Below are 25,194 nucleotides of genomic sequence, written 5' to 3'. Positions count from 1 at the left end.
TAAATCCGACTAAGCGTTTTTTTTGTTGGTAGAAGCCTGCTTCCCTTTTTGGAAGCAGGCTTTTTCTTTACCAACATATTTTTTTGTGCTTTACTGATGACGGGGATAAACTATTACTTGCTGAAAATGGTGGGTAGATGGCCGATTATTTTGCCAAGCGGATTCGGTTTCGGAATGGAGAGCGCCTTTCAGTTCTCCAGGTTTCCTTTGGACTTCCGGTCCACGAAGTCACGCTCTACCTAGACAGGTACAGACGGAAGGGGCGTGCTGCAAACACCATTCACTTCGTTTGCCTGACCTTGGCGTTGCTGTACCGGGAACTCGCTAAGGCCAAGGTAGACCTGCTCGGGCGTTTGTCCACGGGGCAATTTCTCACTGCTCCCGAACTGAACCGGCTTGCGTCATCGGTGCAGTATCGGATGGATGACCTCGATGCGGATGAGGTAGGCAAGGGCAAGCCCAATGTCATAAATCTGTTGCGAGTTCGACCCCGCCGGAAGGGCGGAGAGACGGAGCGTGAGGCGGTTGACGTTGCGACGCAAGCCTCTCGCCTCCGGTATATGGCCGACTATCTGGCGTTCCTGGCGGACTATGTCGGAAGCACGCTGCCTCAGCCTGAGCGCAGGTCACTCAAGGCTGAGAAAGAAGACGCTCTTACGGCATTCCGTGCAAACATCCCGAAGGTTTCAAAGCGAGCCAAGTTGAACGCTCGCGTGGGTCTGAGTGAAGAGGAAATGGCGCGAATTCTCGCCGTCGTTCACCCTGAATCACCAGATAACCCGTGGGAGCGGGGTTTCGTCCGCCTGCGAAATTGGCTGATTGTTGTACTTCTGTTGGCAACCGGGATGCGGCGCGGGGAACTCTTGGGGCTCCAGATTGGAGACCTGCACCCCAGTGAGCCGAAGCTGCGCGTCATTCGTCGTGCAGACGCTGAAGAAGACCTTCGTCGCATCCAAGCCAACACGAAGACGAACGACCGCGAGATTGAACTCAGGCCGGCCATCATGAAAGCGCTATGGAACTTCATCAACAAGGACCGCCGTGCAATCAAGGCCGCCAGGAAAGTCCCGCAAATATTCGTCTCAGATGAGGGAAAGGCGCTATCGCAATCCAGTGTCGACAAGTTGTTCGCGCAATTGCGCGCGGCGTGTCCTGGGTTGCCAGTGAGGTTGACGAGCCACGTTATGCGTCACACGTGGAACGACCGATTTTCCGAGCAGGCCGAGGTCCTTGGGCTTAGCGATGCGGTCGAGGAGAGGGCGCGAAACGCTCAGCAGGGCTGGAGCGATAACTCCGCGATGGCCGCCACTTACACGCGTCGGCATACCGCTCGTAAAGGGCGACAGGTTGCATTGAAGCTGCAGGAGCGACTTGATGAAAAACTCAAACAAGATAAATAAAGAGCGCTCAACTGGCCTCGCGCTTCGGCTGCCGGACGTCGCATTCACCCGGCGGGGCATCGCATTCAATCCGAACGACGATGTATGGGATTGGATTGACGGGCCGTTCCGGCTCCATTTGGATTTCCGCAAGTTCGATGGACCGTACGCGTTACTTCGCAAGCCATTGAAGCATGCCCTTCTGGTTTTCGCAAAAGGAAGCTCTGCGAGCCATTTGACGAACCTGTTTCAGGCATTTACACACTTTCTTGCGCTCCGGGACCCGTCTATCCCCCTGCCGTTCATCACGGCTGCGGAAGTGTCGAACTACGCTGCACGTCTCAAGGACCATGAGAAGTGGCGTCTGGGCACGTTGAATGTTTTGCTGCAGAAGTGGGGGGCGATTGGTCTTTACGGTATCGAGCCAGCTTGCACCAAGTACTTGCGCGAACGGCGTAAGCCGGGAAACACCAAGGGAAAGGCCGTCCTCACCCGGGACCCTGAGGAAGGGCCCTTTACCGAAGCCGAATACACGGCACTCTACAAGGCCGTTGATACAGCGTACGGCACTGGGGAAGTATCTCAGTGGGTCGCCGTTCTTACGCGATTGCTTTTTGCCTGCGGAGGCCGCATTTCCCAGTATGCGTCCCTCAAGGTAATGGACCTGACCGTACGCGATGGCACGTTCGTTCTTCGGCTTCCCCAAGTCAAGACACGAGAGGCGCACTCCCGCGTGTCTTTCAATGAATTCGATATAAGCCCACAGACGGGGCGGTTTGCCGAGCAGTACATTGATGGCCTGAGAGCCACAGGGTACGGTGACGACGCACCGTTATTTCCCGAAGGCGTCGTGATGGCGCTTGGGCCGAGGGTAGACCGGCGTGCCAACGATGACATGTTCTTTGGACACTGTACTAGCCAAGCGCTCTCTAAGGGGTACAGCGGTGCGTTGAAAGACATTGCTCCCCCCACTGAACGACTTGAGTTCGCACCCATCCCGGTCATTCCCAAGCGATTCCGGTACACGTTTGGCGTACGCCTTGCTGAAGAGGGTGCTAGTAAGACTGTCATCGCCGACCGGCTGGGACATGCGGACCTACAGCACGTCGGCGTCTACGTGCAGGCCTCGCCTAAGATTGCCGAAAACATCGACAAGGCGATAGGCACTCAACTGGCTCCTCTGGCTCGCGCGTTCAGAGGCCATCTGGTCGAGGACGAGCAGCACTCGACGCACAAGGGCGCGCCCGGTAGTCGCATCATTGACTTTCGGGTCTCGAAGGACCCGGTTGGCAGCTGCGCCGGCAAGGGTGGCGGATGTGCCTTCAACAAGCCGGTTGCGTGCTACACCTGTTTCAAGTTCGAGCCATGGCTCGATGCACCCCATCAAAAGGTGCTTCAGCGTCTGCGGACTGAACGCGAAAAGTGGGCAAGCGACCAGAGGCTCGCCGCAATCAACGACGACGCCATCCGCGCGGTCCAGGAAGTCATGGCCGAGTGCGCAGTGGTGTGGGCGCAGCGCGAGGAGGAGCCAACATCGTGAGCGCGACGGTTCTTCATTTTACGCCCCGTGCTGAACTGGAGCCGCAGGCCAATCTCGATGCTTTCATTGCGCTCTGCAAACAGTCCGAGGTGTTGGACGCTCGTGCGCAGTTCGGGCTGAACGTCTGGAAAATTGGGCGCCTGAAGGGCCACAACAAGGTTCACCGAGCGGTGTTCAGCACGCTGGAGGCTGCAAGCAACGACGCGCCTGAGCCGTGCATGCCACCGCCATTTCTTGACTTCGCCAAGGCGGCGCTCGTCTATCTGCACGACAAGCGGCCGGTCGTTTCGCAAAGCGTCCGCGTTGCGGCGTTGCGATGTCTTGAAGCGGCGTTGCGTGAGTGGAGCAAGGGCTCCCGGCCGACGGCGGTGAACCCTGATGTGCTGGACACCGCCGTGGAGCTAGCCAAGAAGCAGGTCTCGCTTGGCGTTGCGTACCGGATTGCTGGACAGCTCGAGATGATTGCGGAGCTGATGAGCTCCAATGGCTTCATCTCGCTCCGGCAGCCGTGGGCTCACGGTATGAAAAAGCCCCAAGAGCTAGGGTCCAGAATTTCGAAAGCGGCGTTGGCAGCACGACAAGAAAAACTGCCTTCAGCGGCGACGTTGCGAGCACTAGCCGGCATCTTCCATCAGGCTACCGAACCGGCAGACGTGCTGGTCTCCAGCTACACAGCGTTGTTGGTCTGTGCGCCAGAGCGCATCAATGAAGTTCTCCGGTTACGCAGGAACTGTTTGGTCGAAGGGGACGGCGAATTCCACGGAAAGTTCGGACTGCGTTGGGCGGGGTCGAAGGGGTTCGAAGACACGACGAAATGGCTTCCTTCCGAAATGGCACCGATTGCAAGAGAAGCGGTCGCGAAGCTTTTAAAGATGACGGTACACGCACAGGAGATTGCGGCCTGGTACACCGCAAATCCAGCGTCCCTGTTTCTGCATGAGGCCGCAGAGCACCTCCGTGACCAAGAGCTGTTGACGGCAGCGGAGCTGGCCTTGGTCTTATGGGGCGACGGGGTTACGAAGAAATCGAGGAACGCCGCGAACACTTGGGCCCGCGCTAAACATCTCGCCGGAGTGCCGCTAAGCGGCCGCCGGATTGGTTACCGGTTCGTCGACGTGGAGCGTGCGGTGGTCGCCATGCTGCCAGCAACGTTCCCCTTCGTTCCTGGCGCCCCTGAGCTCCTATGCAAAGACGCCATGGCTATTATTGGAACCAATGGAATGCATCTTTCGAAGGCGACCTACCTCTGCATGTTCCACTGCATCGATTACAGCAGCGTCACAAATGGACTCGGTATCGCCAGCCGAAGTTCCATCTTTGAGCGCTTCGCATACACCGAGGACGACGGCTCACCTATCGAGCTCAAGAGCCACAGCCTGAGGCATTATCTGAATATGCTGGCTCAGATGGGCGGCCTCAGCAGTACTGAGATTGCCATCTTCTCTGGTCGCAAGGATGTCGGGCAGAACCGAGCCTACGACCATATGAGTTCGGACGAGGTGCAGGCGCCCATCAGCGCGGCTCTGAAGGCCGGGTTCACTTCGAATTTGGTGGCCACGGGCGGACGGGAGCTCATCCTACGCAGTGAGTTCCAAAGAATTGGTATCGTCGCCGCCCACACAACCGAGTACGGCTGGTGCACCCACAACTTTGCCAGCGAACCTTGCCAGATGTACCGCGACTGCATGAACTGTGAGGAGCAGGAGTGCGTCAAGGGCGAAAAACACAAAGAAGCCAATCTTCGTTTGCTGAAGGGCGAGACGGAATACCTGCTCGGCCAGGCTCGAGAAGCCCTGAGCGACGAGGAGTTCGGCGCCGACAATTGGGTAAAGCATCAGTCCCAGACGCTTGAGCGAGTCAATGCCATGCTGTCCATTCTGGAGGACCCATCGGTGCCGCTTGGCGCTCGAATCCGGCTCGACCTGGCCAACGCTCCGCTCATCTCCGATGCCAATGCGCGACCCGTCAACGTCCTGAAGAACACTGAGCGAGAGGTGCTGCCATGAAGAAGACTCGCGCGCCCGACCTGACCGAAGAGCGAATCAAGGTCGTAATCGATATCCTTGACGATTGGACGGGCAAGCTCACGTGGGACTTGCTGTTGGACGCAGTGGAGAAGGCCTCCGGCGTCAGGTATTCACGCTTCACGTTTGCAGAGTACGCGGAAATAGCCAACGCCTTCTCGCTCAAGAAGGATGCGCTACGCGGTACGTGGAAGGGCGAACCCAGTCAGCCTCGGGATGAGCGGGTCCGGGCAGCGCTGGAGCAAACGGCCCGCTACAAGGCCAAGGTAGAGCGCCTCGAGAAGGAGAATCAGCTACTCCTCGAGCAGTTCGTCACGTGGGCAACCAATGCTGAGCGCAAAGGCGTGACGATGGCTATGCTCAATACCCCGCTGCCCAAGCCCGAACGGGACCGAACCATAAGGGTGAAGTGATGGCGAGCGGACAGCAACTGGCGGAAGAAAACGTCCGGAAGTTTGCGACCTGGGCTGCTTCGAAAACGGATGAGGACTTCCGTAACATGGTGGCACGTGGAGTCCTGTCACGGACGGAAATTGCTGCCGAATGTGGTTTTGCCAAGTCGGCGCTGGCACAGAATCCTCGCATACGCGATGCGCTGAAGGCTCTCGAGACATCGCTGCGAGAGCGTGGCGTGCTCCCGCCTGTCGCGTCGGTTGGGGAATCGGAGGCTGACGCCGCCATTCCGGTGCGACGAGTTGAACCCATGCGTGCAGCGCGGGATGCGGAGCGCCTGTCGCGGTTGGAGCAAGAAAACGCTAGCCTGCGCGCGGAAAACGCCGAACTCAAGCGGCTGTTAGCTCGCTTCTCGGTGCTGCAGGACGCCTTGGCTGAGACCGGGAGGCTGCCTCGATGACGGAAGCCGTCACGGTGACGCTCCGGGTAACAGGCGTGCGCTCGCAGAATCCTCGCGGCTTCGGCGGTGCAATCTTCACCGGCGTTCCAATCGACGCGACCGGTTCAGTTCCTGACACGCGTGCGTATGTCGTAGTTAAGGCTAGCCGGACGGCGCTAGGCACCACGCGTGTGGAGCGCGGCCAGTGGTGGCATGTCAGCGGTCCGGTTACCGAGCGGCGTGTCGTCGTCGACGGCTTCGAGCTGCTTGAGCGGCAGGTGGAAGCTGCCGTCCTTCATCTCGCGATGCCCGCCGGCGAGCACATCATCAAATATATAGCCGATAACCCCGCGTTTGAGGGCCTCGGTTCAGTCAAAGCGCGTCGGCTGTGGGAGCGATTCGGCGAGCGCCTGTATTCCATCTTGGACGCGGGAGATGCGTCGACGTTAGCTGACGTGTTGACTGACGACGCCGCGCAGACTCTGGTCAACGCCTGGGCAGAGCACGGCCAGTCGCAGACACTTCAGTGGTTGCAGGTGCATGGCTTTGACTTGAGCGTCGGTCGCAAGGTATTGAGGTACTTTGGCCGCGAGGCGCAGGCCCGCATCGAAGAAGACCCTTACCGCCTCCTTTCTTTCCTCGGCAAATGGACAGATGTCGACCGGCTGGCGATGACGCGATTTGGCGTTTCGGCGGATGACCCGCGACGCCTGCGCGGCGCGGTCGAGGAAGCATGCTACCGGATGTTTGCCAATGGCCATACGGCCATGCTCAAGTCTGACCTCGAAAAGCTGGTGGTTCCGCTTCTCGGCGAATCACGAGGCGTGTCCTGGCGAAGCCTGCTTGCCGAAGCTATGAGCGAGGGTTTGGCCAATGGCAGCGTCGTGGAGAGCGCCTTCGGGTTGCAGCCGCTAGGCGCGCTGGTCATGGAGCGGCAGGTGGCCAAAGCGATTTGCGAACGGCTGACAGGCACTGTGCATAAACTGCTCGCCCGCGCTGAGGTGGACCGAGTCATCGCAGCGGTCCAGGCGGAAGACGGAATCAGCCTGAACCAGGAGCAGCAATCCGCCATACATCTTGCTGCGGAGCAGGCGTTCGCTTGCATCACGGGTGGGGCTGGTGTTGGCAAGACAACCGTCCTCAAGTCGCTCTACCGTATCTACGACGGTGCGGGTGTAAGGGTTCTCCAGGTCGCTCTCGCGGGCCGTGCCGCCAAACGAATGCAGGAGGCAACCGGCCGCGCGGCCGCGACGATTGCCAGCTTCCTGAAGGCGATGCGAGATGCTGACTTCGACGGCCCCACCGTGCTCGTTATCGATGAAGCGAGCATGGTCGATATCGTTTCGATGAGCCGTATCTGTGAAGCGCTACCCTCCCGGGTGCGTCTGCTGCTAGCTGGGGACCCTCATCAGTTGATGCCTGTAGGCCCTGGATTGGTCCTCCATTGCATCATGCGGACGCAAGCCATACCCTCCGTAGAGTTGATGACAGTGAAGCGATACGGCGGTGAGATAGCTGAGGTGGCGTCGGCGGTTCGCGCCGGAGTCTGGCCCATCGTTGGAGCGGACCACGCAGCTGCGGTCGCCTTCATTCAGTGCGAAGAGCGGCAGATTGCCGAGCGAGTCGTCGAGCTGTATGCCATGGACCCCGAACGCACTCAGGTGTTGTCTCCCTTGCGTAATGGGTTGGCGGGAACGAAAGTTCTGAATCAGCTATGTCAGGAGCGTTTCACGAAGGGGTGTGCTGCAGTAACCCGGTGGAATGACGAGTTCGAGAGGCCAGAGCATTGCGGGTTCAATCTGGGCGACGTGCTCTTGTGTACGCGCAACATGTGGGACAAAGCGCTGCAAAACGGGTCACTCGGCAAAGTCGTCCGGGTGGAAGCGCCGCCTGTTGCAGCAACCGCAGAGTCACCAGCAGTCCTCGCTTGGGTCGAATGGGACGATGGCATTCTCCGCGCGTTGACGGAGGACATGCTCGAGGATGTCGAGCTGGGTCGCGCGGTCACGGTGCATAAGGCTCAGGGCTCGCAATGGCCCCGTGTCATCGTGCCGGTAACTGACTCAAAGCTGCTAGACCGTACGCTGCTGTACACCGCCATCACGCGCGCGCAGATACAGGTTCTGCTGGTGGGCAATATGGAGGCGGCTCGCCGCGCAGTGCTTGCGCCACCAAAGGCACATACTCGCAAGGTAGCGTTGGACCTCGCGCTCGCGAGATATCTCGAGCAGGCCAAAGTCAGTGCATCCGAAGTAGCGTGATTCGCTGACAGCGCGGAACGGGTCAAGGGCGGGCGTCAGCCCGGCGTAGCGAACCCTTGACGCGCGCAGGGGTTCAGACGCTATGGCCTGGTTGGAAGCTCAGCATTATCGGGCTTCCGACCATGCCATTCTTATGCGTTCTTGCCATACACCTCAGCCTGAAGCGCTACCCACAAAACCGGGCTCGAGGGCTCGATATGCGTTGAAAACGCGCCTCGAGACTGCCGCTACCAACAGTCCTGTCGGGCGGGGTTGGCGGAGAAGCTTTCACTCACTCACATCGCGTCGACTACCAACATTTGTTAGTGTGGATAACCGTTCTGAGGAAGTGATGGGAGGCAAACCCCGAAACGGGGCGCCAATGTCGCCAGACAGGGTTTTCGGGGTACCTTAATGATGGGGCGACGGGGCTGATTCGCGCTGGTGGCGACTTTGACGCACTCCCGCCCATCGCAATGAACGGGAGTGCCCTTAACGCCGATCGCGAGGCGTGCCTGGATGCAAGCATGAACTCATCTGCTGCGCACTGGTGATTCGCGTCAATCAACGATTCAACCGGTACGCTACGCCTAACTCATACGTCCACGTCGCGCACCCATGTTCCGTCGAGGGGCAAATAGTCCATCGTCCGAACTATCCGACGTCCGCCGGGTCTCCTGTTCCACTACGCACATTGCGGCGATTCGGCGAAGGCGTTCCCTGTTTCGATCAACGTTTCGATCTCATTCTTGTTGTAGCCAAGCTCTTGCAACACCTCGCGGGTGTGCTGACCAACGTGCGGAGCATGAGATCGAAGTGTAGGATCTAGACCAGTCACATCGATTGGCGGCTTTATATTCCAAACGGAGCCTAGGCTAGGATGCTTCACTTGTTCCAACAGGCCCACATCTCGAAGATGCTCGTCGTCGAGCAGGGAGTCTATCGAATGACACGGCATTACGGGGATATCTGCGCGGTCCAATACCTCAGTCCAATGCGCCGTAGTTTGCTTTGCGATCTCTGCGGCGCGGATGCTAAAGAATTCCGAGATGTGTTCGATTCGATTGGCCGCCTTATTGAAGCGCTCGTCGAACTTCAAGTCTGGTCGGCCGAAGGCGTCGAAAAGCGCTAGCACCTGCGCATCAGTATTTGTCGTGATGCAGATATGCCCATCCTTCGTCCTAACCGGCTTCGCGTTTAGATCGAGCAAGCGTTGATCACCAGCGGGACCGCAATTCGGTTCAAACGTTCTGCCATACATGTGCTCGCTTAGGATTAGCGAAACATAACTTTCGAACATCGGCACTGAAACCTCGATTGCACCTGGCTCTCGTTCTCGGGAAAACAAAGCGGCGAGGATCGCGCTCGACACCATTATGCCCGCCGTACGGTCGACTACGACGTATGGTACATAGCGCGGCTCACCGGCTTGGACCGACAGCAGACTCGCTAGCCCGGTGCCACCCTGAAGGATCGAATCATATGCCGGGCGGTCCGAATAGCGCCCTTTCTTCCCAAAGCCGACAATCTCGCAATAAACAATGCGCTGGTTGATCTTTGAGATCTTTTCAAAGGTTAGGCCGAGCCGTTCTATGGCACGAGATCGCATGTTATGGACGAAGACGTCTGCGTCGGCAACGAGGCGCTCCAGTGCTTCTCTACCGCCGGGGGTCTTGAGATTGAACGAGACACTTCTCTTGTTTCTGTTCATGTGCAGGAATTTTCCTGACATGCCGGGTTTGGGGGAGCGACCGGAGATCCATCGAATGATGTCGCCGGACTTCTCTTCCACCTTAACGACTTCGGCGCCGTAATCTGCCAGGATCTGGGTCGCGTAGGGACCTACCACTGCCGACGTTAAGTCGACGATTTTGATTCCTTGCAGGGGCGTGCGACGCCCGCTCTGTTTTCCACCTTCTGATGCTTTCATTAGAGATTCTCGATAACCAATCAGCGAACCGCGAAACTGTGGGCCACGAATTTAGTTGTGAGGTAAGAGTCCATACCTTCGAGGCCTCCCTCTCGCCCGTATCCGCTGTCTTTCACTCCCCCGAACGGCGTCTCTGGTTCAGACACTCCGAATCGATTGATGCCGATGACTCCCGCCTCGAGTCTCCTGCCAAGTGTTTCAGCAGTCGCAGCATCACGAGTAAATGCATAAGCGGACAATCCGAATGGAAGGCTGTTGGCCTTCGTGATCGCCTCATCCAGGCTATCGAATGGTTCGAGAAGAGCGACAGGACCGAACGGCTCTTCATAGGTTAATTGAGCTTCGGCACCGGCGCCTTCGATTGCAGTCGGAGCATAGAAAAATCCTGGTAGATCAATCCGTCGCCCCCCGGCCAATACGCGTCCTCCAGTGCCCACCGCTTGAGAGACAAGTCCCTCAATGGCTGCAAGCCGACGGGCATTGAGCAGAGGACCCATCTGCGTTTCCGGATCCCGCGCGTCGCCCACGCGAATGGCAGCCGTTTTCTCGGCGAATGCCCGACTGAACGCGTCATAGACTTTGCGACTTGCATAGAAGCGGGTCGGAGAGATGCAAATTTGGCCCGCGTTACGAAACTTCGCTTTGACACAAGCTTCCGCAGCAGCTGCCGGATCCACATCGTCGCAGATGATCACAGGTGCGTGACCGCCGAGCTCCATCACCGCACCCTTCATGTTGTCGGCTGCAAGCCGGGCCAGTGTTTTACCGACCGGAACGGAGCCAGTAAAGGCGATTTTCCGAATTACCGGTGACTCGATAAGCTGCTTAGCGATGTCACCGGGAGAGCCGAATACGAGATTGAGAACGCCTTTGGGCAATCCGGCGTCATGGAACGCTTGCACCAAAGCGGTTGCTGTCGCAGGCACCTCTTCTGACGGTTTCAAGACCAGTGAACAGCCAGCTGCAAGTGCGCCTCCAATTTTCCGCGCCGGCGAAATCGCAGGGAAGTTCCAAGGCGTAAGTCCTGCGACCGGTCCGACGGGTTCTTTGATTACGGTCTGCTGCACACCTTGCTCGCGGGCCGGTATCAGTCGACCATACACTCTGCGCGCTTCCTGGGCGCAGAACTCGATCATATCGGCCGCGCGTTCCACTTCCGCTTTGGCTTCGAGCAAGGGCTTTCCTTGTTCGGCGGTGAGCGCTTGCGCGATAGTGGCGCTTCGGGATCTTATTAGGGCAACCGCGTCCAGGATGATGCGGCTGCGCTGCAGGGCAGGTGTGTTCTTCCATGCTTCAAACGAGTCGCGCGCAGCTTCTAGCGCGTCCTCGACGTCTTCGACAGTCGCATGTGGCAACAGACCAAGCACTTTGCCCGTACTTGGATCAAGTACGCGCTCATAGGATCGGCTGCCCAGTTCGCGCCATTCGCCGTTAATGTAAAGTGCCAAGTTATCGAAAATTTTCATTGTGGGACCTCTTCAGTTTCCGCGAGGAGCGGCTGATATGGAGCTAGGCCTGCTTGGTCCCTGAGCACTAGGTACAAAGCGGTGAAATCGCTCGCCGCATGACCGGCTTCTTCGGCCGCGGCATAGATGGTTTCAGCAGCGACACCTATATCCAAAGGGACGTTGATTGCCTTGGCCATCTTCAAGGCCAGTTTCAAATCCTTATGAGCGAGTTGAACCGAGAACCCTGGCTTCAAATTGCCTCGAAGCACACGTGTGGGGTAGGTAGCCGTCATATGCCCGGCTCCAGCACTAGTTCCGCGCATTACGTCGAGCGCCGTCTTGACGTCGAGTCCGCTGGCTTCGGCTAACAAGATACCCTCAGCAGTCAGGGCGTTCAACGCCATCGAGACATAGTTATTAACCAGTTTCATCCGCGAGCCGGCGCCGATAGGTCCACAGTGCACTGTCTTATCGCCAAGTACGTCAAAAATAGGCTGAACCTTCGTAATGTCGTTTTCGGAGCCACCGGCCATGATCAGCAATGTGCCTTTCCACGCGTGGGCAAATGAACGTCCTACGGGTGCATCGACGAACGAAAGTCCCGACCCGATGACGCTCTCGGCGATGCTTTCTGTTTCTGCAGGCAGAATGGATGACATGTTTACGACAATCGACGGCAAAACGTCGGACTCGAGCACTCCCTGCGGTCCGATAACTGCTTCTGCAACGTGTGCGCCGGTCGGCAACATCGTGATGACAACATCGGCCTCAAGTTCACTCGCCGAGTGTTTGATCACTCCGCCTTTCTCTGCAAAAGACGCAAGTGCCGCCTCATTGCGGTCGTAGCCATTAACCGAATAACCAGCCTTCAAGAGGTTCAGCGCCATGGGAAGACCCATCGTGCCCAACCCGACGAAACCCACTACCTGTCCCATTTTTCACACCTCGAAGTGACAATCTACATAGACGTGCGGCGCGTGCATGTCTTCATGAAAGTCGTAGTACTAAAAAAGATGAATCCCGTCGATCCATGTGTAAGTCGCGATATGAAGAATTCGCTACGGCTTACTCGCTAAGGTCCGCCGTCGAATGCTTCGGCACACCAAGAATTAGGGTAATTGCCCCAGAAAAAACCACGCCAGCAGAGATGAGCAAACCAACTTCTAAGCTGCCCGTGACTTTGTTGATCCAGCCTAATGCGATTGGCGCGACGGCCCCCCCAGTTGCTCCTAGGCAACTCATAAGTGCGATGCCCGCAGCTGCTTGTCGATTCGAGACATAGTCGGAAGGTATGGACCATATGACAGGCAAGGTTGAATAATGCCCAGCAATTACAAGTATCAAAGTCCCGAGTGCAAACATTGGCGTATTGATGGCGGAGGGCAGCAGTGCCAAGCCCAGTGCGGCGATCATTAATGGTATCGCGACATGCCAGCGGCGCTCATTTCGTCTGTCAGAATGCCACCCCGCGATGAGAAGGCACACCACGCCTACGATAGGAGGGACAGCCGCCAGTAAGCCAACATTCAGAAAGGTCTTTACACCGGAGCTATAAATGATCGTTGGGGTCCAGAACGATATGACGGTGGCCAATGTAAAGCTGCTGAATAGCACGTAGCTGATAAGGTAGGTGCGCGGGTCTTTCAATACCCCAAATCGACTGGCTTCCGAACGGGCCGCCTTGCCGGACTCCTCAAGGGCTAAATCAGTCAGGATTTGCTGCTGCTCGGTCGGAGACAGCCACTTTGCGTCGCTTGGCCGATTGTCCAAGTAGAAATAGGCGACGATGCCCAGGAACACTGCAGGAAGGCCTTCAATCACAAACAGCCATTGCCAGCCATGAAAGCCGAGCCAGCCGTCGGCGAACTGTATGATTGCCCCGGCAGCGGGATTACCGATGATTGCTGCAACCGGGACCGCCACGAAGAAAACTCCGTTCATTCGTGCCCGATGACTCTTCGGAAACCAGTAGCTGAGATAGAGCAGCGTGCCGGGTATGAAACCGGCTTCGGCGGCGCCCAATACTACGCGCAGAATGTAGTATTCCGTTGGCGTCCGGATGAACATCGTTGCAGCGCTAACGAGGCCCCAAAGAATCATAATGCGCGTGAAAGTCGCTCTCGCGCCGATCCTCGCCAGTAGCAGGTTGCTCGGAACTTCAAAAAACAAGTAACCGACATAGAACAATCCCGCGCCCAAGCCGTACGTCGCTTCGCTGAAGCCAAGCTGATCTTTGAACTGCAACTTGGCCATTGCGATATTGCTACGATCGATGAAGTTCACCACATAACACACGAAAAGTAACGGCAGCAAACGAAGAAAAACCTTTCTGTATGCGGTGATTGCAGCGCTGCGGGCCTGCGTGTTCGTTGCCTCCAACTGAGCATCTATCTGCATCGTCTCCTCGCTGTTTTTGTCGACGTGACCTGACGGCAGCGTTGAAGGCACGACATGTGAGGATAGGGAGCCTAGTCGTCAGATGAAGTATCGCGGCGCAGCCGGTTCGGGAGGCGTGAGAAACCCGACCCCGAGGTACGCGGGACATGGTCGCCCGGGCACCCGGTCAGTTCCAGAATAGAGCAGATATGATTCAAAGTCAACTAATCGAGCATGGCAAATTCATTCATTACCACTGTCGCTGGCGTTTTCGCGCTCCTGATCGAGCATAACTCTCGCTTGGTGCGTGAGTTTGTCAAGGATCTGCGGGAGCATCTCACGCTCAGATCTGGTCAGAACGGAGAGTAAGCGCTCATTTAGCTGTTCAGCGACGGGGAAAACTTTCGTAACGAGCTTTCGTCCTTCGGCGGTAAGCGTCAACACGATGCCGCGACCGTCTGTGCTGTCTTGCTGACGACTTACGTATCCCCGCTGTTCCAAGGCGGTGATTGTGCGACTGGTTAGACCCCGATCGAACTGCGCATGCTCTGCAAGACGGTTGAGTGATAAACCCGCCTGGTTCTGTAACAGCGCTATGCATCTCCACTCGTTGAGTGTTAGGTCGAAGGACCTCTCGTAAACGCTAGAGGATCCTTTCGTATAAAGGTTCGTCAGTTGTCGCAGCCGAAAGGATATGAGATTGCGAAGATCGCTCTCGTGCGACGGTGCATTGGTTCGCGGTTTTTGCATGACATCACCAACTTTTTTAGGGACGGCTAGATGCTAGCACGGCGACCGGCCGCTGCTGCGGGTGTCCTGCCTATCGACGTCGAGCCGCTGTAGAGAGGTTCCGGGTTTGATCACTTTGCCTCGCTGCATCGAGAGTTCACGCCTACGCTGTAACGAAGCAACTGGCTGTGTACCAGGAGGAACCGAGGCGATGCGGGTGATCGAGGCACTGTCAACAGCGTGACTTCACATAAGTCAGTGCGGCCTGTCTGACTTGGCGATGCCGTAACCGTCCTAACGGTCTGCTAACCTGCGGCAGCTGCGCCGGACTACGTGTCGGGGAGCGGGGCAGCGGCGGGCACCCGTGGAAAGAGTCGAGCGCGATTTGCTGAGGGGAGGCGCAGCGCATTGCTTGCTTCAAACGGCCAAGCGCGCCAAGATGGCAGCGCAAACTGTTCCGTAAGGAGCCTTGGCAAAGAGCGACAAGAGGCGCGCCGCGCAGAAGACAGAGCCGACTCGGGCTCAAGCTTGCCTATGCATGCAAAATTTCGCAGACCGCTGCCGCTTGCACGCCAACTGCAGAGGTCTTCGCCATGAAGCGAGCGCAAAGGCTCATCAGGTTGCCAAAGCCGAGGTTAGCGTCATGGTGCGAACGCGATCTCTTGGCTGCCAGGGTTTCTGATTATGTTGTTCTCTCGGCGTCGCCGGTAGCAACAGACGCAAGCGCATCTGCTTGTTCAGCCGAGAGGTCGCATGGTTCATCGTGGTCGGTTGAATCGTATGGCCGACGACTGGACGCAGGCTTGGCTACAGGTCGAGAACGATTCGCTCGGTCTTGGCGCCTGAGCAGCATATCAGCATCTTGTCGTTGGCTTCGCGCTCATCTTTGCTCAGAATGAGATCGCGATGGTCTGGAATGCCTTCGAGGACTCCGACCTGACAGCTCCCGCATACGCCCTCCATACAGGAATATGGCACGTCGATGCCGCGCTTGATAAGCGCATCAAGGATGGTCTCACCCGGCTCGATATTCACACACTGGCCGGAACGATGGAGGACCACCTCGAACCCTCCCTCAACAGCCGGTGCCTCCTGCGCGCTAAAGTATTCCGCGTGTACGCGCGCCGACGGGATCAACGCAGTAGCTTTCTCGAAGTCTTGCAGCATGCCGGCTGGGCCGCAGCAATAGAAGTCGGCTTCAGGGGGGCTAGTCTGGACCGCGTGATAAAGGTCGAGTGTCGGGCGTGCAGAGCGATCGGCGTTGAAATAAAAGTGCGTCCTTGGTTGCAAGGCCTCAAGCCGCTCGACGAACGCGGCGTTTGCCCGTCCCGCTGCTGCGTAGTGCAACTCCCATGAACGTCCGAGCGATTCAAGCCGTTCGACCATGCTGTACAGCGGCGTGACACCAATTCCGCCGGCAAAAAATATCGAGTGAGTAGCCTGCTCGTTGAGTCGGAAGTTGTTGCGCGGAGCACCAATCGTCAAGTGCTGCCCGACGCGCAGTTCGGTATGCATGAATCGCGAGCCGCCGCGTCCCGATATTTCGTGTTTTACCGCAATCAGATAGCGGCCATGATCGCGCTGAGTGTTGATCAGGGAGTAACTGCGGCTCAACCCGTTTGCGAGGTGCAGATCGATGTGCGCGCCCGGCTCGGCAGCGGGGAACACTTGCCCGCGGGAGGGACGTATATCAAAAATGAAAATGTCCTCTGCTTCCTGCGTAATCGAGTGGAGTCGGGCCTCGAGGTGAGACGGGGTCTGTCCACCGTTCGAGGTCGGATCCTGAATGTTGCTTAATACGGCGTTTTCGGGCGCGTCGATGGAATGCTGCATGGTCGGTACACAAATGGCGGTGGTTCGTATGCGAGCCGCGGGGCGCTGCTCATGGTTCTAGCAGCTGGGCCGCCGGCTCGCCAATAAGGACGGATCGCTTACAGCGACGGTTCAACGGGCCGCAGGGATTGACCGTGAACATGCATGAACTCGTCAAAGTCTGCGATCGGCGACAACTTCGCGACGCCGCGGACTCCGTACTGATTCGCGCTGGACGCGGCCTTAGGCTCGATACCTTGCATCAGGTCTCGGGCGAGCTTTGTTAGCATGCGCCGAGCCGACATGATGGGTAGGTCGGATTTGACCAAACGTTCTGCCGAACGGTCGACGATTCCGACTTGCCCTGGAATGCTCAACATCGATTCTTGCAGTGCTCGGTCCTGCTCGTTGACGCCGAGAATGCCAGTGAAACTGGTCGTAGCTTGCAAACCGCGATCGATGAGGAAGTCATTGTCAATGTTTGCGTCTGGCAGATATGTATCGATGACATAGCCGTGCGGAAGCCTGAAGATTCCTTTCTTCGAGCGGGGAGGGAAGCGCTCTCCAGCGGCGACTTCGTCATGCTCCTTTGCGGACAGCGGTCGATCGGGCGTGTAGATATAGCCGAATCCCGTCGTCGTATAGTCGTCGATAGGCACCCACGCGCGCCCGGCAAGTACCGGGTCATCGATCGAGCGTGGCACGGCGCTCCACATCGGCAGCATCCATTGAGTGACGCGCCAGAAATACTGGCCGTCGAAGTTTCGGCGGGAGCCGTAGACGAAGCCGTAGTCCGTTTCGCGCACCGTTATCTGAGGAGCACCGTCCTGAGCGAGACGCTGCCAATCCGGTGAATCCTTCCCGACGTTGACCCGGCTGTGGAGAAAGCTGATATGGGAGGTATCAATTTCGCCTTCTGCGGCTTGAAGCCAGTTGCTCTGATGGAGCCAACGGGAACACTTCACTTGGTCGTCGCCGAGACCGACCCATTCCATGCCCGGCAACTCGGGCATCAGCTCCTTCGGTCCCATGTAGACCCAGACGATGCCACCGCTCTCGCGCGTCGGATAGCTCTTGATGCTGGCCTTCTGCTTCAGCGCGATGAAATTGTCCGGCGGGACAATGTTCGGAATGTCGACGCACTCGCCGTTTACGTCAAATTTCCACCCGTGATAGACGCAGCGGAGACCACATTCCTCATTGCGGCCGAAGAACAGCGGCGCGCGCCGATGCGGACAATAAGCGTCAACGATGCCGATCTTGCCATTGCTGTCGCGAAATGCGACGAGGTCCTCGCATAGTAGCCTGATGCGCGCGGGCGGGCAGTCGGCCGCCGGCAACTCCTCACTCAGGAGAGCGGGCAGCCAGAAGCGGCGGAACAGGTTGCCCATTGGCGTACCCGGGCCGACGGCAGTCAGGATGCGATATGGATCTTCGCGTTCAGTCATGATTGTTCTTCCTAATACTTTGCGACGCCTGGTCGGGTCGTGGTTTATGGGTGAGTATTTGCGGTCTGGGTCGTTCTAGGCGGTTACGGCTACTTCCCGTCCCGTCTTCGAGGATTCGAGGATCGCCAAACAGGCGAGTACGGTGTTGCGGCCGAACGCTGCGTCACGTAATGTCGGAGCGCCGCCCGTGACTGCGGCATAAAGTTCGTCGATGGTGTCGCCTTGACCGTAGGCGCCCTTCCCGACGTGAGCAGGCACCGTTCGGGGACCGTCATCGCCGTAAATGAGAACCCCGTCGGGGCTTGGCCGGAGATCACCGCGTTCGCAGGTCGCGATGAATATCCCGAAGTGCGGTTGCTTGCGTTCAAACTGGGTGGCCGCGTACGCCTTGGCCACCGGGCCGCCGTAACCGAGGCGCGCAGTCTTGAAGGCGGCCTCTTCTCCGGCCGGGATTTCGGTGAGAAGCTTCCGTGCGTTTCCGTGAGCAGGACGCTTCTCGCGCCCGCTCTCTGCGATCCAGAACTGAAGTTCATCGCTGTCGAAATGGTCGTAACCGCTGTAAGCGAGCGTAGCGAAAATACCGTTGGATAGGGTCACGAAGGCCGCGCAATGCCCCTCGGTCGGACGTCGTGGATCGAGACCTCCCGAACCCGCGCGCACCGAGACAACACTGGCATCCGCAATCGTTTTGATTACATCGAGCTGATGCGGCAACTGGCTGAATAGGATGCCTCCGCCCTTAGACGTGTCCAGCTCTTCAGGACGGCGGGGCCGATAAAGGTAGTCGGTATAGTTCCACGCATTGACCATCGCCAGCCTGCCGAGCTCACCGCTGGAGATGATCTCTCGCATCGTCCTGACAATAGGGTCATGGCTGCGGGATGTACCCACCACAACATGAACACGATTGCGGCTGGCCGCTTCGACCATCTGGCGTGCCTCCTCGTCGCTCAGCGTAAGAGGTTTTTCCACGATGATGTGCTTGCCACGGTTGGCGGCAAGCACTACTTGTTCGCAGTGGTATTGATGCGGCGAGGCGATATATACAGCGTCAATCTCCGTGTGATCCAGCATCTCGTCCAGACGCTCGTAGGTCGGCACAGCGTAATCCCTGCCGAACGCCGCCCGAATCTCAGGGTTAGGATCGCATGCGGCGACGATGGCCGCGTTTGGGTGTTGCTTCATGGGCGGTGCCATGAGGACGGACCCGGCGAAGCCCAGTCCGCAAATGCCGAAACGCAATCTGTTCATTACTTCACTGCTCCAAGGCGCGATCTCGATAAGAACATCCGCCTCGGCGCCTAGGTGTGCAGCCGCGCGACTTCTATCGGTGTTTTCGATGTGGCTCGGTAGCTATTCAGGCCGCCAAGTATACGTATCAGATAGCAAGGATACTAAATCAGAACAGATCGTCAATAGAAATCTGCGACCCTGACTGTGCAGAGGGTCCGGAACAAACTGCCTGCCGGCGACGAGGGGGGCGATACAGCGCCGAAGTGCGCGGGTGGTCCGAGCTGGCAGTACAGCAGCACGCGGTCGCTATAGCCGCCCATAGGGCGACGTGAAGAAGGCGGTTGGGGTGTTGGGAGAGTTAAAAAGACTTGGCGGCGTGCGTGGCGGACGCCTTGAAAGCAGGTAGGGATTCACCTGCTCAGTGGCAACCGATGACGCGTTGGCGCTAAAGACTGCCGGAGGTGAGTCCAGCAGCGGCCGGAAGGTGTGCCGTGGCGGCGCAGCCCCGCCGCAAGTTACCGACTCAGAGCAGATCAGAAAGTGTACAGAGCGAGGAAGTTAGGAAGGCTTCCAGAGCAAACAGTTCCGACGATATAGTGCACTGCAAACGCAACGTCGTCGCTCGGGGGGCGGGGAGTGGACGTCCGCTACGCCGGCTATCCGATATCGTTGCGAGCGACAGGAGATCTGACGTTTGCGGGGCGGTTGACGTCGTCCGATACGCCTTATGCCCGCGGTGCTTGCGACGCTGCTGGATTAGACCGGTCGAACGTGAGCTGACCCGGGCCGGGATCAATCTCATCTGCTTCGGGAGCGAGAAAGCGTGTCATCGAAAAGATTCGATTTGCCCTCTCGTATGGAGCGCGCCGCCATGGCCTCAGTATGTCGTAGGTGATTTCGCGTGATTGATGCCGCATCCTCGGCGCGCTGGTCGCGGATCGCCTCGTAAATCGCGAGATGCTCGTGGGCTGTATCTGAGCGCTCGTTCCACTCCGACTCAAAGAAGTAACGAGCAAGGCGTAGTTCAAGATCGTGAATCACGTCGTAGGCGCGCTCATTACCTGCAGCTCTCGCGATCAGCGAATGAAATTCAAGATTCACCCGAGAGCTCGTGACGAAGTCATTGATCTTCAGCGCGGCCTCGGCTTCCTCAATTAGCGCCGCGAGCTGCTGAAGATGCACAGCTCGCCGACGATGCGCTGCGAGCGCAGTGGTCTCCGGCTCGATAATCATGCGCAGCTCGAACAACTCGTGCAGCTCGCTTAGCGACAATGCACGCACGTAGGTGCCCCGTCGTGGAGCGGATTCAACCCAGCCTTTCGCTTCGAGCGCTTTCAAAGCCTCGCGCACCGGAATCTTACTCACACCGAAGCGTTCCGCGATGTCGTCGATCATTAGCCGCTGCCCACCTGGGAGTTGACCGGTAACGATCTCGCGAAAAAGCGCTTCGTAGACGCCTTCCTGGGGCACCTCGATCATGTTGCTAGCTGCTCCTTCGTGAGTATGCGTTGCCATTCCAATCCTCGATTTGTGTGACTGCGCGCCGGCCCACAGGTATCTGCCGTGCCCATGAAGTATATCTGACCGGCGTTAAATCCTGCTACCGACGTCTACGTGCCCCCGAAGTGGGCGTCGAAGCTCCAACTGGCTCATAACTTTTTCGACCCCATCGTAATTTCTTATTGACGCAATTATTGTCTTGGGTATTCTAGATGGCAACAAAGTATACCCAATGCGGCGCATCGCTACTTCGCGTCGATTTGCATTTTGGCCTCGGCGCTACGGTTCGCCGACGGTCAGTTTTTGGCAGGGAAAACTTATGGTAATGCAGCGGCTTGTCCCGTCGACGACCGGTGTTGCGGGGATCATTGGAGTGGCAGCAGTACCGCACGCCCCGCAATTTCTCTCTATGCCTGACACCGAGGACCGCGCCCAAGTCGAGCGTGTTCGGGCCGTGATGGCCGAGCTCGGCGCTCGCTTTCGCGCGCTCGAACCGGACTGCGTAATTGTCCTGTCGAACGACCACGGTGATCACTTCGTGACGCACTCCGTGGCGCCGTTCTGCGTGCACGCGGCCGACCGGGCTGACGGCATGCACAAACATCGCGGAGACTGGGCCCTCGATTCGTCGATGGCCTACCCGCTGGTGCGCGCTATGGACGAGGAGGGTTTCGATCTCGCCTTCACGCTTGATGCAAACATTCCCACCTCATTCACCATTCCGTACGAGTTCATGGGTTTCGGCCGCGACACGCCAATGACCGCAGTCTTCGTGAATGCGTACGTGCCGCCGCAGCCCTCGCCATTGCGTTGCTATGCATTTGGACAGGCGCTTGCCCGCGCCGTCAAACGCATGGGGCGGCGCGCAGTACTGATCGCAAGCGGAGGACTTTCTCATTATCCAGGCACGGTGCATTACCCAAAGCCCGATGTCGAAACCGATCGGACGTTGTTCGAGCAAATGGCAGCGGGCAATCTCGCGCATCTCCTGGCCTATGACGAGGACGCGCTTGATCGCACGGGCAATCTCGAACTCCGCATGACGCTGGTTGCGGCCGGAGTCGCAGGTCAGCGCCAGCCATTCGTAGCGGCGTTCGAGCCTTCATGGCATCACACCTATGCAGTGCTCGGATGGGATCTTACAGAGCCGGTGTCCCGCAAGTCGTTCATCTATCCGGCTTTACCTCCCGAGAGAGTGGCGCTTGTTCGCGCGGTGCAGACGCTGCGTGTGGACGGTGCCGCGGCGCGACGCTTTCTCGACGATCCCGGTGGCTATTGCGACGAGTTCGCGCTTGCTGCCGATGAAAGAGCAGCGCTCGTCGCGTCGGACTTTGACGCACTACGCGACAACTTCGACATTCACGCACTGCTGACTGCAGGCGCAATGGCTCAACTGCGAATTCAGCGCGCCAGTCGCGGCTGACTTCTTCCCCAATTTTTTCTCTCCTAAACAAGGAATTCAGATGACGCTCGCAGTTTTTGAAACGTTGAAGGGTAAGACGCCAGAGGCGCGCCTTACTGAACTTGGCTATGAACTGCCCGAAACGCGCAAGCCGGTCGGCAACTACTGTGGCGCCGTCACGACGGGGAAGCTTGTCTTTGTCGCCGGTCATGGCACGTTTGTCGGTCCGAAGCAGACGCATCACGGAAAGCTTGGTGCAGAAGTGACGATCGAGCAGGGTTATGAAGGGGCACGCCTTGCGGTGATTAGTGCGCTTGCTTCCCTAAAGGCGGAGATCGGCGAATTGTCGCGTGTGAAGCGGATCGTCCGGTTGTTCGGCATGGTCGCATCGACTGCGGACTTTCACCGGCAGCCCGAGGTAATCGACGGCGCTTCGGATGTGCTTACCTCACTCTTTGGCAAAGCCGGCGTGCATGCCCGCTGCGCAGTAGGGTTCGTCGCCCTGCCTTTCAACATGCCGATTGAACTCGAGATGGTTGTCGAGATCGAGTGAGGCCGGTTCAACCATGACGACCACGCAAAGGCCTCGCGCCCGCCAGTTCGGTACCCGCTACGCGGTGTCGACGGGGCATCATCTCGCCAGCCACGCTGCCATGGCGGCGCTTGAGCGCGGCGGCTCGTTGACCGACGCAATGATTGCGGCATCCGCGATGCTTGCGGTTGCTCTTCCGCATGCGACGTCGCTGGGCGGCTGCGCCATGATGCTCATCTTCGATTCGAGCTCAGGTGAGTTGCGTGCGTTAAACGGTAGTGGGACCGCGCCGGACGCGGCTACGCCATCGCTTTTCACGGCTGGCACCGTTGACGCGCGGGGCCCGCGAAGCTGGGTCGTACCAGGGCTAGTTGCGCTGTGGGCGAAAGCCCACGCGCGCTGTGGGCGACTAGCTTGGGACTCGCTTTTCTCCGAGGCGATTTCGGCGGCGCGGGAAGGTATTGGCTTTTCGAGTGAACTCGCCCGCAACCTCGCTTTGGCTCAACCGGCCGTGCGCAAGCAGCCGGGCTTCACGGCAGCGTTTCAGGTCGAGGGGCGCGATCGGCGTGCTGGCGAGCCGTACCGTCAGCCAGCACTGGCCGCTACGCTGGAGCAGATTGCCGTCGATGGTCCGTCGGCATTTTACTGCGGACCCATCGCGCAATCGCTAGTTTCATTCTCTCGGAACCACGGCGGGCTGCTTCATGAAGACGACTTCCGGCGCTTTGATGCGGAATGGGTTGAACCTGTCCGGCAGTCTTTTGCCGGCCACGATGTATGCGTTATGCCGCCAAACTCTGTGGGCGTCCTGATGCTGGCCCAGCTATCGAGGTTGCGCGCCCTGCCGCAGTCTAATCGCGATCATTCACTCGAGGCTCAGATACTAACCGCGCGAGCTTTGCTCGGATCGCTTCGCGATCGCGTGGCCGATCATGAGGCCAAATGGCCGTTACCATCGGACGACGGCGCAGATTCAGAACACAGCGCGCTACGCATCAGCGAACCTGGGGACACCGCGGGAATCGTGATGGCCGACGCGCAAGGCAACGCGCTGGTGATGCTTCAGAGCGTATTTCAGCCGTTCGGGAGCGGTTGTGTCGATCCGTCGACCGGAATTTTGTTAAACAACCGGCTGCACGAGTTCGATCTTGATGCGGATGCTTTCAATCGTCTCGCACCGGGAAAACGACCGGTCCACACTCTCAATCCCTATCTCGTCTTACGCGATGGCCGGCCCGTCTGGGGTGCGGTGTCGCCTGGGGGAGTCAGTCAGACTACGACCGGCGTGCAATTCATCGTGAATGTGCTCGACCGAGACATGACGCTCGCCGACGCAATCGACGCGCCGCGGTGGAGTCTTTCACGCGATGGCGACTTGTTATGTGAGCCTGGATTCCCACCGACGGTCATGGAGCGGCTGCAAGCGCAGGGTATCGCTGTGGAGCGCGATTCACTGCACCCGTTTTACTTCGGATCGTTGAAGGCGGTACACGTACATGGCAACGGGATACTCGAAGCGTCGGCGGATTTGCGTCGCGAAGCTAATGCATTAGTTGTCTAAGCAGGTCCGTTTTTGAAAGATAGCTGGCTAGTTCTCGGATCGGACGCTTAACGCTTCAAAACGACCTTTCACGCGCTATGTAACGCTAGTTAAGTCAGTAGAAGTCTGGACTGTCGCGGAGGTGCGCCCTGCGTGCGCCCCTCGTCAATGTAACCGCAGCCGTCCATTGGGCAACTCACCAGTGCTGCCACTGGAATGGTCCTCGATTTATGCAGATGCCGCTGCTCGCATTGCGCTTGTTGGCTTTTTAGCCGGCGCTTGTTCGAGCCGCGATGATTTAATTTTTGAACAGAGCCTTCGCGACGCCCGGACGGGCATCGCGTCCCTATAGCGAGCAGAGGTCCGTATGAACATCTCCAGGCAGTTAGGCCGTCTTTTAGTGGGCACCCTTTTCACAGGTAGCGCCATACTGGCTTTTATACCCGCAGCCGCACGCGCTGACTCGCCATCCGGAACAATTGCGGACGGTTACCTAAAGGTGGCCATGGCGGCGACATATCCACCGTTTGAATCGGTGCAGAACGGAAAGATCGTTGGCTCCGACCCGGACTTCGGCAACTTGCTGGCGAAGCAACTCGGGATGACCGTTTCATTCGAGGACGCGAAATTCTCAACTTTGATCCTTGGACTGTCCGCGCATCGGTATGACGCCATCATCTCAGGTATGTACATCACGCCTGAACGGCTCGCGCAGGCATCGGCCATACCCTATGCGCAGACGTCAAGCGCCATACTCGCAACCGCCGCGAGCGGGCTCACCCCTAAAAAGCCTGAAGACCTCTGTGGCCTTCATGTAGGAATCGTGTCGGGGACCGTCTACCTTCCGAAGCTCCGCGAATTGTCCAACGGCTATTGCAAGGCGTCGGGGAAGGGGGAGATCAATATCAGTGAGTACCCGACAACCGCCGAGGCAATTCAGGCAATGCTTTCCAACAACGTGCAGGCCGGCATGCAGGTGGCCAACAATGCCTACACGCTGGCTTCCAGATCGAACGGCAGGATCGTCGTGTCGTCGAGCGAGTTGATCTATCCGCAAACCATCGGCATCTATGTCAGGAAGGACAACGCCGCTCTGATTGAGACCATCAAGAAGGGCATAGACGGCATGAAGAAAAGCGGTGAGCTCGATAAATGGCTCAAAGAAAATCATCTTTTCATGGCTCCCGCTACCGCGAGTTGACTTCGCGCACTGTGGTTCCGTGTTGTGC

Annotated in this window: 19 protein-coding genes; 10 read left to right on the top strand and 9 right to left on the bottom strand. The window is 58.1% G+C overall.

All coding sequences use genetic code 11. From position 1 onward, the window contains the following. Window positions 1-137: 137 nt before the first annotated feature. The 6 genes from ACZCWR_RS25105 to ACZCWR_RS25080 are packed head-to-tail and all read left to right on the top strand — an operon-like array spanning window position 138 to window position 8,036. The gene (locus ACZCWR_RS25105; RefSeq protein WP_487302446.1) at window positions 138-1,400 is read left to right on the top strand and encodes a tyrosine-type recombinase/integrase; all 1,263 of its coding nucleotides are present in this window, start codon (window positions 138-140) and stop codon (window positions 1,398-1,400) included. After that, window positions 1,375-2,919 carry a site-specific integrase gene (locus tag ACZCWR_RS25100; RefSeq protein ID WP_487302447.1) on the top strand — a complete coding sequence of 515 codons (1,545 nt, stop codon included), beginning with the start codon at window positions 1,375-1,377 and terminating at the stop codon, window positions 2,917-2,919. The genes ACZCWR_RS25105 and ACZCWR_RS25100 overlap by 26 nt, the downstream gene beginning before the upstream one ends. After that, a complete protein-coding gene (locus ACZCWR_RS25095) occupies window positions 2,916-4,925 on the top strand; it encodes an integrase (RefSeq protein ID WP_487302448.1) in 2,010 nt (669 codons plus the stop codon). The genes ACZCWR_RS25100 and ACZCWR_RS25095 overlap by 4 nt, the downstream gene beginning before the upstream one ends. Beyond that, window positions 4,922-5,356, top strand: coding sequence for a hypothetical protein (locus tag ACZCWR_RS25090; protein WP_487302449.1), 435 nt, complete (start codon window positions 4,922-4,924; stop codon window positions 5,354-5,356). The genes ACZCWR_RS25095 and ACZCWR_RS25090 overlap by 4 nt, the downstream gene beginning before the upstream one ends. After that, window positions 5,356-5,796 (top strand): VPA1267 family protein, encoded by a 441-nt coding sequence (locus tag ACZCWR_RS25085; RefSeq protein WP_158948125.1) that lies wholly within the window; start codon window positions 5,356-5,358, stop codon window positions 5,794-5,796. The genes ACZCWR_RS25090 and ACZCWR_RS25085 overlap by 1 nt, the downstream gene beginning before the upstream one ends. Continuing rightward, window positions 5,793-8,036 carry an ATP-dependent DNA helicase gene (locus tag ACZCWR_RS25080; RefSeq protein ID WP_487302450.1) on the top strand — a complete coding sequence of 748 codons (2,244 nt, stop codon included), beginning with the start codon at window positions 5,793-5,795 and terminating at the stop codon, window positions 8,034-8,036. Before ACZCWR_RS25085 ends, ACZCWR_RS25080 begins: the two co-directional genes overlap by 4 nt. Before the next feature lie 664 nt (window positions 8,037-8,700). Here ACZCWR_RS25080 and ACZCWR_RS25075 read toward each other — a convergent pair. The 9 genes from ACZCWR_RS25075 to ACZCWR_RS25035 form a co-directional block, all read right to left on the bottom strand. Beyond that, on the bottom strand, window positions 8,701-9,945 hold the full coding sequence (locus tag ACZCWR_RS25075) for a CaiB/BaiF CoA transferase family protein (RefSeq protein WP_487305741.1): 1,245 nt from the start codon (window positions 9,943-9,945) through the stop codon (window positions 8,701-8,703). 20 nt (window positions 9,946-9,965) lie between these two features. Beyond that, window positions 9,966-11,411 carry an NAD-dependent succinate-semialdehyde dehydrogenase gene (locus tag ACZCWR_RS25070; RefSeq protein ID WP_487305740.1) on the bottom strand — a complete coding sequence of 482 codons (1,446 nt, stop codon included), beginning with the start codon at window positions 11,409-11,411 and terminating at the stop codon, window positions 9,966-9,968. Then, window positions 11,408-12,328, bottom strand: coding sequence for an NAD(P)-binding domain-containing protein (locus ACZCWR_RS25065; RefSeq protein ID WP_487305739.1), 921 nt, complete (start codon window positions 12,326-12,328; stop codon window positions 11,408-11,410). The genes ACZCWR_RS25070 and ACZCWR_RS25065 overlap by 4 nt, the downstream gene beginning before the upstream one ends. Window positions 12,329-12,458: 130 nt before the next feature. Continuing rightward, entirely contained in the window at window positions 12,459-13,790 is a 1,332-nt protein-coding gene (locus ACZCWR_RS25060) for an MFS transporter (protein WP_487305738.1), read from the bottom strand. 222 nt (window positions 13,791-14,012) lie between these two features. Continuing rightward, complete coding sequence (locus tag ACZCWR_RS25055) at window positions 14,013-14,519, bottom strand: MarR family winged helix-turn-helix transcriptional regulator (RefSeq protein WP_487305737.1); 507 nt, start codon at window positions 14,517-14,519, stop codon at window positions 14,013-14,015. Between the two features lie 786 nt (window positions 14,520-15,305). Continuing rightward, complete coding sequence (locus tag ACZCWR_RS25050; RefSeq protein WP_487305736.1) at window positions 15,306-16,331, bottom strand: PDR/VanB family oxidoreductase; 1,026 nt, start codon at window positions 16,329-16,331, stop codon at window positions 15,306-15,308. 98 nt (window positions 16,332-16,429) lie between these two features. Continuing rightward, window positions 16,430-17,758, bottom strand: a complete 1,329-nt coding sequence (locus ACZCWR_RS25045) for a Rieske 2Fe-2S domain-containing protein (protein ID WP_487305735.1) — start codon at window positions 17,756-17,758, stop codon at window positions 16,430-16,432. A 75-nt stretch (window positions 17,759-17,833) separates the two neighbouring features. Next, on the bottom strand, window positions 17,834-19,009 hold the full coding sequence (locus ACZCWR_RS25040) for a Gfo/Idh/MocA family protein (protein WP_487305734.1): 1,176 nt from the start codon (window positions 19,007-19,009) through the stop codon (window positions 17,834-17,836). A gap of 780 nt (window positions 19,010-19,789) precedes the next feature. Further along, entirely contained in the window at window positions 19,790-20,470 is a 681-nt protein-coding gene (locus ACZCWR_RS25035; RefSeq protein ID WP_487305733.1) for a GntR family transcriptional regulator, read from the bottom strand. Between the two features lie 430 nt (window positions 20,471-20,900). On the opposite strand from ACZCWR_RS25035, the gene ACZCWR_RS25030 reads away from it, so the two are divergent. From ACZCWR_RS25030 to ACZCWR_RS25015, 4 genes are all read left to right on the top strand, one after another. Beyond that, window positions 20,901-21,914: a DODA-type extradiol aromatic ring-opening family dioxygenase gene (locus tag ACZCWR_RS25030; protein WP_487305732.1), complete on the top strand. Its 1,014-nt coding sequence runs from the start codon at window positions 20,901-20,903 to the stop codon at window positions 21,912-21,914. Between the two features lie 40 nt (window positions 21,915-21,954). Continuing rightward, the gene (locus ACZCWR_RS25025) at window positions 21,955-22,446 is read left to right on the top strand and encodes a RidA family protein (protein ID WP_487305731.1); all 492 of its coding nucleotides are present in this window, start codon (window positions 21,955-21,957) and stop codon (window positions 22,444-22,446) included. A 13-nt stretch (window positions 22,447-22,459) separates the two neighbouring features. Next, window positions 22,460-23,986, top strand: a complete 1,527-nt coding sequence (locus ACZCWR_RS25020) for a gamma-glutamyltransferase family protein (protein WP_487305730.1) — start codon at window positions 22,460-22,462, stop codon at window positions 23,984-23,986. 346 nt (window positions 23,987-24,332) lie between these two features. Further along, window positions 24,333-25,166 (top strand): ABC transporter substrate-binding protein, encoded by an 834-nt coding sequence (locus ACZCWR_RS25015; RefSeq protein WP_487305729.1) that lies wholly within the window; start codon window positions 24,333-24,335, stop codon window positions 25,164-25,166. Window positions 25,167-25,194 lie beyond the last annotated feature (28 nt).

It is taken from the genome of Caballeronia sp. A2-2 (assembly GCF_057612605.2).
The sequence above is the reverse complement of the archived record's forward strand: the minus strand, read 5'-3'. Positions and strand labels throughout refer to the sequence as shown.